Origin of the sequence: Chryseolinea sp. H1M3-3 (genome assembly GCF_029360725.1) — a bacterium.
GTDB lineage: Bacteria > Bacteroidota > Bacteroidia > Cytophagales > Cyclobacteriaceae > Chryseolinea.
Genome location: NZ_JARKMY010000002.1, coordinates 1,121,302 through 1,134,502, shown reverse-complemented (window position 1 = coordinate 1,134,502; position 13,201 = coordinate 1,121,302). Strand labels below are relative to the sequence as shown.

The 13,201-nt window shown below is 42.8% G+C and carries 8 protein-coding genes; all 8 read right to left on the bottom strand.

Annotated features, from left to right (window positions below; all coding sequences use genetic code 11):
- Positions 1-3 precede the first annotated feature (3 nt).
- The 8 genes from P2W71_RS12325 to P2W71_RS12290 all read right to left on the bottom strand — a co-directional run bounded on the left by P2W71_RS12325 (position 4) and on the right by P2W71_RS12290 (position 13,193).
- Positions 4-2,409 (bottom strand): beta-L-arabinofuranosidase domain-containing protein, encoded by a 2,406-nt coding sequence (locus P2W71_RS12325; protein WP_276371385.1) that lies wholly within the window; start codon positions 2,407-2,409, stop codon positions 4-6.
- Between the two features lie 21 nt (positions 2,410-2,430).
- Positions 2,431-4,839 (bottom strand): glycoside hydrolase family 127 protein, encoded by a 2,409-nt coding sequence (locus P2W71_RS12320; RefSeq protein ID WP_276371384.1) that lies wholly within the window; start codon positions 4,837-4,839, stop codon positions 2,431-2,433.
- 133 nt (positions 4,840-4,972) lie between these two features.
- Positions 4,973-6,220 carry an FAD-dependent oxidoreductase gene (locus P2W71_RS12315; protein ID WP_276371382.1) on the bottom strand — a complete coding sequence of 416 codons (1,248 nt, stop codon included), beginning with the start codon at positions 6,218-6,220 and terminating at the stop codon, positions 4,973-4,975.
- Positions 6,221-6,288: 68 nt separating this feature from the next.
- Positions 6,289-7,287 (bottom strand): 4-hydroxyproline epimerase, encoded by a 999-nt coding sequence (locus tag P2W71_RS12310; RefSeq protein ID WP_276371380.1) that lies wholly within the window; start codon positions 7,285-7,287, stop codon positions 6,289-6,291.
- A 38-nt stretch (positions 7,288-7,325) separates the two neighbouring features.
- Entirely contained in the window at positions 7,326-8,261 is a 936-nt protein-coding gene (locus tag P2W71_RS12305; RefSeq protein ID WP_276371734.1) for a dihydrodipicolinate synthase family protein, read from the bottom strand.
- A 75-nt stretch (positions 8,262-8,336) separates the two neighbouring features.
- Positions 8,337-9,776 carry an amino acid permease gene (locus P2W71_RS12300; protein WP_276371378.1) on the bottom strand — a complete coding sequence of 480 codons (1,440 nt, stop codon included), beginning with the start codon at positions 9,774-9,776 and terminating at the stop codon, positions 8,337-8,339.
- A gap of 122 nt (positions 9,777-9,898) precedes the next feature.
- Entirely contained in the window at positions 9,899-11,395 is a 1,497-nt protein-coding gene (locus P2W71_RS12295; RefSeq protein ID WP_276371376.1) for a peptide MFS transporter, read from the bottom strand.
- Between the two features lie 190 nt (positions 11,396-11,585).
- The gene (locus tag P2W71_RS12290; protein WP_276371374.1) at positions 11,586-13,193 is read right to left on the bottom strand and encodes a RagB/SusD family nutrient uptake outer membrane protein; all 1,608 of its coding nucleotides are present in this window, start codon (positions 13,191-13,193) and stop codon (positions 11,586-11,588) included.
- Positions 13,194-13,201: the final 8 nt, after the last annotated feature.

Below are 13,201 nucleotides of genomic sequence, written 5' to 3'. Positions count from 1 at the left end.
CGTTTACTTCGATTCCTTGACAAGGCGGACACCATACACAGGCCCCGCTTGATTACCTGGTTTTGCCTGAAAAGTAATCTTTATTATTGATTTACCTTCCACAAGCCGCGCTGGAATTCTGTAGGAGATATCGTAAAACCTACTCTCCTTGTACTTATTAAGATCCTCGGTTGCAATTTTCTCACCGTCAACAAGAATATCAAACGTTCTTCCGCGGTTATCCATTCCCCAATAAGTGCCTATCAGGTTGTAAGAAAAACCAGCAACAACTTTCATATTAAAGCTAAAATATCCACCACCATTAGCTACCCTGAATTTTCGTGTATGCGACTCTCCTGTTTCCAGATTTTCGCCCGTAAAATTATGATCGCGTTCTGGCTGCATCTCTCCCACCCTAAGCATATCCAAGGTACTTTTTTCCATTTCGTACACCGCCCTTTTCTTTTCTTCATAACGCTTCTGTTCTTCCTTCCATGAATATGGTGTGAATACATCTAGGTATACAGAATAATATTCGTCGTCCAGTTCATAAAAAGGCTGAAACTTAACGTCTTCAGGAAAACCGACACCTCTGGTAGAGAAGGCCATTGAATCAGCTGGGGTGGCAACAATTAATTTCTCGATATTTTTTTCGTCCGATACAAGAACAGGAATTCCATTCATGGGATCGGGCTCTGTAGTTCCGAGGTTAGCAGCAAGCAAAACAGGTCCGAAGAAGAACACCCGACGTGAAGCATTATCTGGCATTGCTACGTCGTACAAAGATGACTTTAAGCTCAGCTCTACAATATCCTTGTTATGCCACTTACGAGAAATCAAAAGATAGCCATCGGGTTGTAAAATTGCAGGCGTCTCTTCACCATTCACCCTAACAATAATGTTTTCGGAAGCCCAATGCGGCTTGCGTATTCGGAGGTTCATGGATTGAGCTTTTCCGGTTTCAATAGTGAATGAAACTTTTTCATCGGACGGCAAGTTGCTTTTTAACGTAAGTTGGAAATCCTTTTCCTTCCATTTCAACACAGATGGAATGAATAGGTTAATAAACAAACTTCCATCACTTCCTTTGAAGTAAATACTTTCACCATACTTCACATGATTTTCTATTCCCGAACCGACGCAACAGGTAAACGTGTTGTATTCGTCACTGAACTCTTTTCTGGTCCCCATGCGCAATGGCACAAAGTAACACATCATGCCAGTGTTATGATTTTGTGACGCGAGGATATGGTTGTACAAAGCGCGCTCATAATAGTCCATGAATTCCGCTTTTGGCTGTAATGCAAATAAATGTCGTGTTAATTTCAACATGTTATAAGTATTACAAGTCTCCATCGTATTATCGGTCAACTTCTCATTCAGCTTATCGGGTTCGCTGAAGTATTCATAATTGCTGTTGCCGCCAGGAGCATAAGTGTGATGCTGTACAACGGTCTTCCAGAAGAAGTCACCAGTTACGTAATCATTTTTATTACCAGTCACTTCATACCTTCTCACTGTCCCAATTACTTTTGGAATCTGCGTGTTAGAATGTCTTCCAGATAATATATCAACACCTTTTGCAAGGGAATCCAATACAACCCTATCATGAAATTTGTACGAAAGGTCCAGATACTTTTTATTATTGGTAAAAGCATAGGTATTCACTAAGACTTCATTCATTCCTCCATACTCGCACAATAACATTTTTTGAATTTGATCGTCGTTTAGTTTTCGAAGTACATCGCCTGTCCAATCTGCCATTCGTTGTTCAATTAGCAACGCCTTCTGATTGTTGCAGTATAAATAAGCATCAAGCAAACCAGCCATTACTTTATGAATGGTGTACCACGGCGACCATGCGCCGTTTAGGTCGAACCCACGGGAGCGAATATCTCCTTGCGATACCTCCAGGAAAACAGAATCCTCCCTTGGGATTGCACCGATGTAACCCGTCTTTCTTGCACGCTGGCATTCTTCTAATTCGTCAACGATGTAATTGACACGCTTTAAAAATTCAGGGTTCTTCGAAACAGCATATTCCATCGCGCAGGCAGAGAGGTAATGTCCTAATGTGTGACCCGCTAATCCTTCGCTTTCCCATCCGCCATATTTTTGCGCCTTTGGTTTCAGTCCCGAGTGCGTCCGGAATTGCGACAGCAAACGGTCCGGTTCAATCAGCAAAAGATATTTAACATCAACGTCGTGGGCACGAGCAAAAGGACTTGGAAGTAAAGTCACATCGCTTAAAGGAAAAGCAAATGCTTTGACCTTAACAACCGGCTTAACTTTGACGGCGGGATTATTTTCCTCTGGAACATACGACTGGGCAAAACCTTCCGGACAATTAAAAATCGTTTGTCCAAAAAAGCACATCAGATATAAACCACTTCTTAAAGTCTGCCAAAACTCTTTAAATCGTATTCTCATTGACCAAGGTATTTTATGAATTTAGTGCTGAACACTCCACTCCATTATGCCGCTGGAATGTTCTTTGGGAAGTGTTACTTCCAACCTCAGGGCTGTTGTTATAATAGCCTCGAATGATACCTCAGCATATTGATCCTTCACGATTGTGTAAGGTGCTTTCGGATCAACTGGAATCCACGCTTCTCCTTTCTTATACAATAGTCGCCAGCCGGCGGGAATGCGGCAGCCTCCGTAGGGACCATCATCATACCAATAAACCTTTGAGGATGAAATCGTCTCGGCTTTTTCAAAGTCATACTGTACCCAATGGGTTGTATCTTTCTTTGGCCACCAATGATAATACATGATAGAATGATCGCTTGACGACTTAGGCTCCATCTGGTCATTCAATGCTTTTAATGTTAATTTGTTATAAGAAGCTGAAATCTTACTGGATGAAGCAATCGATGGTGCGGGTAACGGTTGAGTTGCTGATGCATCCTTTGGTATCCAAACAACCATTTCACCAGCGCCGCGATGCGCCCATGCATAATAAGGAATTAATTTTACAGGTACTTTTGCGGAATTAGTTGTTGAAGCAGAAGTTCTCGCGCTAGCCTGTCCTTGCGATTGAAGAACATACACACCTTTCAGCAAAGTAGAATCGTAGACTGCATTTACCGTGGCATCTTCAGGAATAAAAAGATTGAGCACTTTTTTACCAGAATTGTCTGGCCATTCCGCACAATAAACCAATGGTCCGCGTTGATAAGCGTATTTATTTCTGTCGGACACTATTTTATCATTTCCCTTTACCCTGTGTACTGGCATGGGGAAATTGATATCAATGACATCACCCTTTCTCCATTTTTTCCGGACTCCAGCATACCCTTTATCCAATTTGTAGCTGAACACTTTTCCATTAACGGAAATCTTGGGTTGCTCAACAGATTTTTCCTTGAAGGAATACAGATCGCCTGGAATGGGTTTATCAATTGCCCATCCCGGAATGCGTATTTTAATTTCTGCGTCTGCCGATGCCTGCGGGGTTACTAAAATTTGAACCTTCCCACTCCAGGGATAGTTTGTCTTTTGTTCAAGCTTTATCTTATTCGTGTTAACCATAAGTTCAGCTGTACTTCCAGCAAACAGGTTCACATAAATGGCATTGTCTTTTTGCGCATAGAAATATCCACCTATGGAGGGAACAAATCGTGTAACATTGCTGGGGCAGCAGGCACAACTAAACCAGGGACTTCGTTCATGTTGTCCATGTGACTCTAAAGGGTTCGGATAAAAAAAGCGATCGCCGGTCAACGATACGCCCGACAAAAAAGCGTTATAAAGTGTCCGCTCCAGTACATCATAGTATTTAGAATCTCCATGCAAAAGGAACTGTCTATAATTCCAATAAACATTTGCAATAGATGCGCACGTTTCGTTATACGCGGACATATTCGGAAGTTCATACGCAGCTCCAAAAGCTTCGCCATTGCCTGTTGAGCCTATCCCACCCGTTACGTATATTTTTTTAAACACTGCATCCTCCCATATATCATCAATGGCTTTGATGTACAACGAATCATTGGTAAGCGCGGCAATGTCAGCCATACCGGCATACATATACGCAGCCCTTACCGAATGTCCGACGGCTTCATGCTGATCTACAACTTTTTTGTGCGCCTGATTGTACGGTTCTCCACCCGGCCCTCGCGCATCTAAAATAAATTTGCCGGCATCCAGGTATTTTTTCTTCCCGGTCACTTTATACAATTTCGCCATGGCGAGTTCAACGATCTGATGGCCAGAATATGTGTGCAATTTTCCGGGACCGAAATCCTCACATACCAGATCAGCAGCTTTTACGGCAATATTCAACAATGTGGCCTTGCCCGTAGCATGATAATGTGCGACTGCAGCTTCGATTAGATGACCGATATTATATAATTCATGACTTAGAATTTCCTCCTTCTCCCACCGCCTGGCTCCTGCCCACTCATGGGAGTTGGAACCCATGATTGTTCGGTTTGTGTAAATATATCCGTCTGGTTCCTGGGCTTTCCCAATAACGTCAATCAATGAATCAACTTTCAACTCGAGAACGGGATCTTTAAATATTTGCAGAGAATAGCTGGCACCTTCGATGATCTTGTAAACATCGGTGTCATCGAATGTGAACTCCGTACAAAACGTACCGGTTTTCAAACCCGCGGCGATTTCAAAATTCTTGATCCTGCCTGTTGATTTGCACTTCTCTAATGTAAAAGGAATTGTAACCTCATGATTTGTTTTTATGCGACGTGCCCAAAAATCATCCTGAAGGTGTACGGCGTTAAATAAAACAGGTTGAATTGGATAGTCACCTGATTGAAGCTTCGCTTGTGAAAAGGAGACGCCACTTCCAACAACGCAGCCCAACACCATTAACATCAACTGATAAACACACTTCATACGATAATATTTAGAGATACAAAATACCTAAACAAATCTAGCAGATAGAAATACCTACGATTTGTTGAATCTTATCTTGATCTAGTGAAATCTTAGCTTAGGAATCTACGCTGGTAATGGTAGCCAAAAAAATTTAATTAAACCTCTCTGGATTAAATGGAGAAATGTCCATGCTGGTTTCCGTTTCGTTAACAAGTTCAGTCACAAGCTTGCCAGTTGCTAGCCCCAAGCTCAATCCCATCATGGAATGCCCCGTAGCAATGATGAGATTTTTATATTGACTTGACCTGCCAATGTAAGGCAATCCATCAGGGGAGCATGGGCGTAAACCATTCCAAACTTGGTTAGGAATAGGAACGTTCACCGACATCTCGGGATAATATTTAGGAATGGTTTGAACAATACCTTTAACCCTGTTCATGTTAACCGATCGATCAGTGTCTCCGATTTCCATTGTTCCTCCAAATCGCAACGAGGTGCCCATGGGTGTTACAGCCACGCGACCTTCCAACAGCAGTGACGGTATGCGTACATTCTTTTTTACATCCTGCAGGTTAAAACTATACCCTTTGCCCGACTGCATCGGAAGATCAAGGTTTAGCTTTGAACAGAAAATTCCCGACCAGGCTCCAGTGGCAATAATATACTCATCGAACGCCGGTCTTTCTTGTTGTACCTGAAGACTTGCAACCCGCTGGCCAGCGACCATGAAATCATCCACGCGCGTCTCGGAGAAAATTGTGACACCCCGTTTTTGCAAGTGTTGAATTAAATTGCTGATCAGCAACTGAGGAATCAAATGTGCATCTCCCGGAAAATAAATGCCGCCTCTTGCTTTTACCTGCACGTCGGGCTCAAGAAGTTGAACTTCAGAAAGCGAAAGCACACGCGCCTCAACTCCGTTTCTATTGGCAAGATTTGCAGCCTGGATTTCTTCCTTTTCCGTTTCGCTGGTTTGATAAAGCATGAGCAAACCCCGTTCCTCATATCCAAAATGAAAATCAGATTCCTTCGCAAGATCCCGATACAGACTTTTGCTCATGGCACTAATTTCTTTCAACACTGGAGCAGACTTTTCGACATGCTGATGATTTGCATGCGCATAGAATTTTAATCCCCAGCGAATAAGATCACCACTCAACCGCGGTCGGACATAAAAAGGACTCTTTGAATTAAACATCCAACGAATACCTTTGGAGATCATGCCCGGAGCAGCTAAGGGTATGATGTGACTGGGCACAATCATACCTGCGTTTCCACTTGAGCAATTATCTTTTAGATTTCCCTGATCAAAAATCGTGACCTTATGACCAGCTTTGTTTAAGTAATAAGCAGTACTCAATCCGATAATGCCGCCGCCTATAATTGCAATGTTCTTCATTTTAAAATCAATAAGTCAGGGTGCGGGGTGCTACGTTTATCATTCCGGATAATATCAACAAAAAAAATCTAGATAACCTGGAAGCCATGCGCATATGGATCGCTATCGTCAATGATAATGGTATTGTAACCCGTAACCATGGCCCAACCTTCTACACTGGGAACGATAGCCGGTTTACCATTCAACAAAGTTTCCTCTTCCACCCTTCCAATAAATTTAGACCCGATGATACTTTCGTGAATAAAAGCTTCGCCTCTTTTTAATTTTCCTTTTGCATGCCACTGTGCCAGTCTCGCCGATGTGCCAGTTCCGCAGGGTGAACGATCAATTGCTTTGTCGCCATAGAAAACAGCATTCCTCGCGGTTGACGTCGGATCGATTACTTTTCCCGCCCATAAGATGTGGCTGCATCCGTTAATGGTGGGATCTTCCGGATGAACAAATTTGTATTTCGTGTTAATATTCTTTCTCAGCTCCCGACTCCAGCCCACGAGTTGTTCTGCGCGATACTTCTCAACGCCTTGGAAATTTTTCTGCACATCGACAATCGCGTAAAAATTTCCGCCATAAGATACATCAAATGAAAGCTCGCCCAGGTCAACACATTCTGCAGTGAGTGCCTCAGCAGCCAGAAAAGATTTAATATTCCTTATCTTAACAGATGTTACTTTTTTACCATCCTGTTTATATTCGACTTGAATTAATCCAGCGGGGACTTCGATGTTTAGCAGCCCCTCTTTCTTCGGAACAACTAAACCTTCTTCTATGGCAATCGTCACTGTTCCAATAGTGCCATGACCACACATCGGTAGACATCCACTGGTTTCAATAAACAAAACGGCAATGTCATTATTTGGATCAGACGGCGGATACAAAATACTTCCACTCATCATATCATGACCGCGCGGTTCAAACATGAGACCTGTCCTGATCCAATCAAATTCTTTCAAAAAGTGCTGCCGCTTCTCGCTCATGTTTTTTCCTTCCAGCAGCGGTCCGCCGCCAGCAACCAGGCGAACAGGATTTCCACAGGTGTGCGCATCAATACAAAAAAATGTTTTCTTCATCAGCTAATGAATCAACTATCCATCCCTAATTTAAATTGTTAATTCGCAGCAATAATACTTTTCTTTTTACCAGTCGTGGTCGTAGAAAGTGTCGGCCGTGTTTTGATTGCTTCGCGGATAATGTGCAGCACTTCCGTACGTTCAGTACCAGAGAGAACAAGTCTCGGCGCGCGGACTATTTCCGTTCCGAGTCCAACTTCAGCTTCGGCTAATTTGATATACTGGACTAGCTTGCTGTAAGTGTCGAGTTCCAGGAGGGGCATAAACCACCGATTGATCTCTAGCGCTTCTTTTACTTTCCCCTGCATTACCAAATCATAAATGGCAACGGTTTCCCTAGGGAATGCACATACCAGACCCGCGACCCAACCGTGTGCGCCCATTATCAAACTTTCCAAAGCCAACGTGTCAACACCGGACAATACTTTAAACCGGTCACCAAACTTGTTTATCATTCTGGTTACGTTCACAACATCTCTTGTTGATTCTTTCACCGCGTCAATATTTCTGCATACCGTCAGTTCTTCAAACATATCCAACGTAACGTCTACCTTGTAATCAATGGGATTGTTGTAGATCATGATTTGAAGATCGGTGGATTCTGCCACCGCCTTAAAATAGGTAACGGTTTCGTGGTGATCAGATTTATAACGCATCGGGGGTAACAGCATTAACGCGCTGATCCCATTCCTCCTGGCTGACGAAGCAATCTTCACCGCATCACGGGTTGCACCTTCGGCAATATTCAGCACGACAGGAACACGGCCACCGACCTTTTCAATGGTAAAACTTAACAACTCCTCCTTTTCCTGGCTGGATAAAACACTCGATTCCCCCAATGTTCCACCAATGATTATTCCATTTACGCCTGCCTCCAGTTGAGCTTCCAGGTTCCTCTCAAAAGTTTTAAAATCAAGTTTATCATCCGGAGTAAATTTTGTCGTTAGTGCAGGGAAAACGCCTTTCCATGTAATCATGATCAGTTTATTTTTAATTAATACTTATTATAACCATTCTCCTCGGATTATTTTTATCCGCCTTTCACTTTCTTAGCTTCCCGGCACTTTAACCGTGGCATCCTTTTTACTCATGATGAAATAGTATACCGGAATACCCAACAAAATTATCCCGAGCCCGGGAAGCGTAAAATTTGTTTCAAACACCAATAACAAAAGTGCAAGTACGGTTGCTGTGGCGATGTATAATGCAGGAAGAACCGGATAGCCAAAAGCTCTGTAAGGTCTTGGAGCGTGAGGCTGAGTTCTTCGTAAAATAAAAATACCCAGAATCGTCAATGCATAAAATACCAGAACCCCAAAAATTACAAGCGCAAGCAGGTCGTTGTATTTGCCGGTTAAGCACAACAATGAAGCCCACGCACCTTGCATCCAAAGGCTGTTAGCAGGGACGGAGTATTTGTTTAACACACCGGCCTTCGGAAAAAAGAGCTGATCTTTAGCCATCGTGTAGTAGACACGTGCCCCGGCAATGATTAAACCATTATTACAACCAAAGGTTGAGATCATAATCATGATTGCGATCAGCAGCGTGCCATACGAACCGAAAATAAGTTCAGAGGCAACCACCCCGATGCGATCGCTTTTCGCAAATGCGATTTGAGGTAATGGAACGACAGCCAAGTACATGATATTTACCAAAAGATAGACTCCTGTTACAAGGGTCGTTCCAAGCACCAAACTTAACCCAATGTTTTTTTTTGGATCCTTTACTTCACCAGCGATAAACGAAATGTTGTGCCACGAATCACAGGAAAACAATGAGCCTTTCATGGCAATGGCTATCCCGCTGAATGCTGCAAGGCCCATCAACGGTATATTACTAATTCCAGCATCATCTTTTATCCATCCCGATAAATTCCAACCATCTTTCCAGTTGGCAGTCCACACGTCAGCATCGGCACCCCATGCAAAACCAAAGACTATCAAGGCCAGGATAGAAACAATTTTAATAACCGTAAGTGTTGTTTGAATTAAAACACCGTTTTTTACACCCAATGAATTGATGTATGTGAGAAATACGATTACGCCGATCGACAATAACTGCGACGCCGCAATTTTTACACCACCGATCGTGAGGAGAATGTTTTCTTCCGCCACGCCGGGAATGATATAAGCGGTAAATTTTGCAAAGGCGACCCCGACCGCAGCAATTGTTCCTGTTTGAATGATGGTAAAGAAAGTCCAACCATACAGAAAACCAACGAGTGGACTATAGGCCTCGCGTAGATAAACGTACATGCCGCCAGCCTTAGGAAACATCGCCGTGAGTTCACCGTAGCTTAAAGCGGCTATGATGGTGATAAGTCCGGCAAAAAACCACATCAATAAAAGTAAGCCAGCACTTCCTACATTTCGTGTAATTTCTGCACTAACAATAAATATTCCAGAGCCAATCATAGAGCCGGCCACGATCATAGTAGCATCGAGCAAGCCAATACGCTGCTTAAAGTCTCTCTTAGCTTCTGCCATTCTCCCTGTGTTTAGGTCTCTACGATGAATAAAGGTATTGCCATTAGCTCAAACTAACCCCGTAAAAATTATCCTACTTTGATACAATTTTCACCTGTCTCAAACGAACTAGCTGCCATATTTTAGCCATTAACTTGTTTAGCATGAGGTGCCAGCTTCATCAGATTTTTATTGATAGAAAGAATAATAACTGCTACCACAAAAATTACTAGCGCTATTGACATGAATAAATTTACAAGAACCTGTGGATCGACAGATATCAATTCAGCATCCATTTCTCCCGCAATCAAACCTGCCAGCAAGTTTCCTAATGCCAAAGACATAAACCAAACACCCATTAACTGCGCTGAATACTTTTTGGGTGCGAGTTTTGTAACCGCGCTCAAGCCAACCGGGTATAAACATATCTCTCCAAACGTCTGCAGTACGTATGTCATGATTAACCAAAGCGGTATCGCCTTCTGACCACCGAATGTTGTAAGCGCGGCGGCACTCATTAATGCGTAACTTGCTGAGACGAACAAAAGTCCAAATGAAAGTTTCACCGGCGTTGAAGGATTCAATTTACGTTGCGACAGGTATACCCACAGCCACGCAAAAACAGGTGCAAATATCAAGACCGAAACAGCCGGAACGGATTGCAACCATGATGCCGGCATTTCGAATTTTCCAATAAACATATCTGTGTAGCGTGATGCGAACAAATTCAATGAGGAACCTTGCTGTTCATAACCCATGTAAAAAACGACAGAGATAAAAAAGAAGACCGCGATCGTCAGTACACTTTTACGTTCGGCATTTTCAAGCGCAGCAAAAAATAAAAGAAAGATGAAATAGAGTACGGCACATGCTGCGATTACATATGCAGAAATTCTGGCAATCGACACAGGGTTAGGCTTTATGATGCCTATCATCATCAACAAAACGAATAAACCAATAATCAGCATAGCGAAAAAAAAGATCGTTTTGTTCTTGGTAAGTTGCTGCCTGTCTTCTGCCAAAAATGAGGGAAGCGACCCCTTGCTTTGAAGAAGATGTTCTGATAGTTTATATTGAATAAGGCCCAATACCATTCCTATCCCGGCCGCTCCAAACCCATAGTGCCAGTTAATCTTTTCACCAAGGTATCCGGTAATAAAAGGCGCCAGAAAAGCGCCAATATTAATTCCCATAAAAAAGATTGAATACCCAGCATCACGCCTTGCATCTTCATGAGGTAAATACAAATTACCTACAAGGCTGCTGATATTTGGTTTAAGCATCCCGGTTCCAACGACAATAAACAATAGTCCAAGAAAAAATGTCTCCAAGAATGGTAACAACAGAAGAAAATGTCCCACCGAAATTATGCATGCACCATAAAAAACAGTCTTTCTTAATCCCCATAAATTATCTGCTAGCCAACCTCCTGGCAATGCTAACAAGTACACGAGCATAGTGTACAAGCCATAAATTGCGCCGCCGGTTTTTTCATCGAAGCCTAACCCACCTTCCTCAACACTGGCTACCATATATAATAAAAGCAAAGCGCGCATCCCGTAGTAACTGAAGCGCTCCCACATTTCCGTGAAAAATAGTGTTGCGAGACCCCGCGGATGACCAAAGAACTTATGCTCCATCAAATTGTTTAAAAAAAGTCAATACAACGAAGATAGGAATTAGGAGATACGGACATCGATCTTATCGTGGTTTTGAATTTAGATAAGTAAGGAAATTTGTGCTACCTAAACGCCTTGATTAGAAGTCATATTGGTGCGCGCTATCAGGATGGTGATAGCACGCATCAAAGACGAGTTTGTATTACATTGATTAATTATAACCAGGATTGTGCTGAAGGTTTGGATTCGCATTCAGTACAGACTGTGGAATATCAAAAATCGTCCTATGTTCTCCGTTAGGAGAATGGCTCAGCCATGACTTTGAAGTAAATACGCCAAACCTTATCATATCCTGTCGTCTATGAAACTCCGCTGCGAACTCCCACCCCAGCTCATCAAAAAATCTGCCGTATTGTATGTCAGCCCCTCCTTCCGTTGTTAGCAATACACCGTTTTCATACTTTCCATAATTGTATTTGCTGCCTGCCATGAGTTCACTTCCAGTAACCACCGCGTTAGCAGGATTTTCCAGAAACGCTCTTTGCCTGACTTCCGTCACTATTGTGGCCGCAGCGTCGGGTTGTCCAAGACGTAGTAAACATTCCGCTTTAATCATCAATGCATCGGCATAACGGAACAAAGGAACATCATTGCTGATAGCAGTCCCTGTTACACCACGCTCAATTTCAAATTTACCAACGCGGTATCCTTCATACTCTTTAGTTTCATCTACGCTCCCAATTTGTTTTGTGTAATTCAATTGAACACTGCTTAACGCTGGGTCCATCGAATTATAGACTGGCGTTCCATTGCTGGCAAATTGCAGTCCTTTAATCCAGATATTTATTCTCGCGTCATCAGTATCATATGTGTCAATAAATTGAGGGATGGCACAACTCCCTCCCCATGGTTGCTCTGCGAGATCGTAAGTGGCGGCACTGGAAGGGTGAAGCGTTTTCCAGGGGTAGTGTAACCAACCAGATCGCGTAGCATCATAAACAATAGAAAAAATCTGTTCGTTGGATGTTTCATTTTTCACCGAGAAATTCGCGCTGTAACTCGCTTCCAGATTGTATAATCCACTTGCAATAATATCATCCACCTGAGCGATTGCATCATTCCATTTTGCCGCTCCGATATAGACTTCCGCATTCAAGTAAATCTTGGCAAGAACCATCTTTGCTGTCCACTTATTCATTTTGCCATACACCTTTGCTTCATTGAGCAATGGCATTACTTCAGTCAGTTCGTTCTCCACAAATTCAAAAACTTCGAGTCTGCTCTTTTGTTCTGGCGTCGCGTTTTTGTTTAGCAAATCAACTTCGGTTACAACTGGCACGTTTCCAAAGTTATCAAGGAGGAGGTAATAATATAATGCACGCAAAGCCCGTAATTCAGCAATTGCTCCTTCGAATCCTTGCTTAGTCTGATATTGAGCAATCCGTGTATTTAACAAGTTAATGGATCCAAATGCCCGGTTCCATAATGAATTAGGCTGACTTTGAAAAGAGTTCCAGGAATGCATGTGTAAATTACGATAGGTTCCGCCATCAACCCAGCCGTTGGGCCTTGCCGGTGTTACGATGATATCAGAACATTCTTCCTGAAGATCAAAATAGCCATGCCATCCGAACATTAAATCTGTTAAGCGGGTGTAGACAGGCGCTGTCAATGCCTCCAACACATCCGGCGAAGGCGTATCGCCGATGTCTGACTCCGTTAATAGATCATAAGGATCCTCACTTAAGTCAGTACAGGAAAAAACAAACAGGAGAAGTGTAAGTACAAGCGGATTGAGTTTTATAAATATTGATTTCATAGTGTTAG

What these genes read in the sequence shown, in the direction of transcription:
- P2W71_RS12310 (WP_276371380.1), bottom strand. Translation starts at nt 7,287, where the DNA reads ATGAAGAAAACATTTTTTTGTATTGATGCGCACACCTGTGGAAATCCT.
- P2W71_RS12295 (WP_276371376.1), bottom strand. Translation starts at nt 11,395, where the DNA reads ATGGAGCATAAGTTCTTTGGTCATCCGCGGGGTCTCGCAACACTATTT.
- P2W71_RS12290 (WP_276371374.1), bottom strand. Translation starts at nt 13,193, where the DNA reads ATGAAATCAATATTTATAAAACTCAATCCGCTTGTACTTACACTTCTC.
- P2W71_RS12320 (WP_276371384.1), bottom strand. Translation starts at nt 4,839, where the DNA reads ATGAAGTGTGTTTATCAGTTGATGTTAATGGTGTTGGGCTGCGTTGTT.
- P2W71_RS12325 (WP_276371385.1), bottom strand. Translation starts at nt 2,409, where the DNA reads ATGAGAATACGATTTAAAGAGTTTTGGCAGACTTTAAGAAGTGGTTTA.
- P2W71_RS12300 (WP_276371378.1), bottom strand. Translation starts at nt 9,776, where the DNA reads ATGGCAGAAGCTAAGAGAGACTTTAAGCAGCGTATTGGCTTGCTCGAT.
- P2W71_RS12315 (WP_276371382.1), bottom strand. Translation starts at nt 6,220, where the DNA reads ATGAAGAACATTGCAATTATAGGCGGCGGCATTATCGGATTGAGTACT.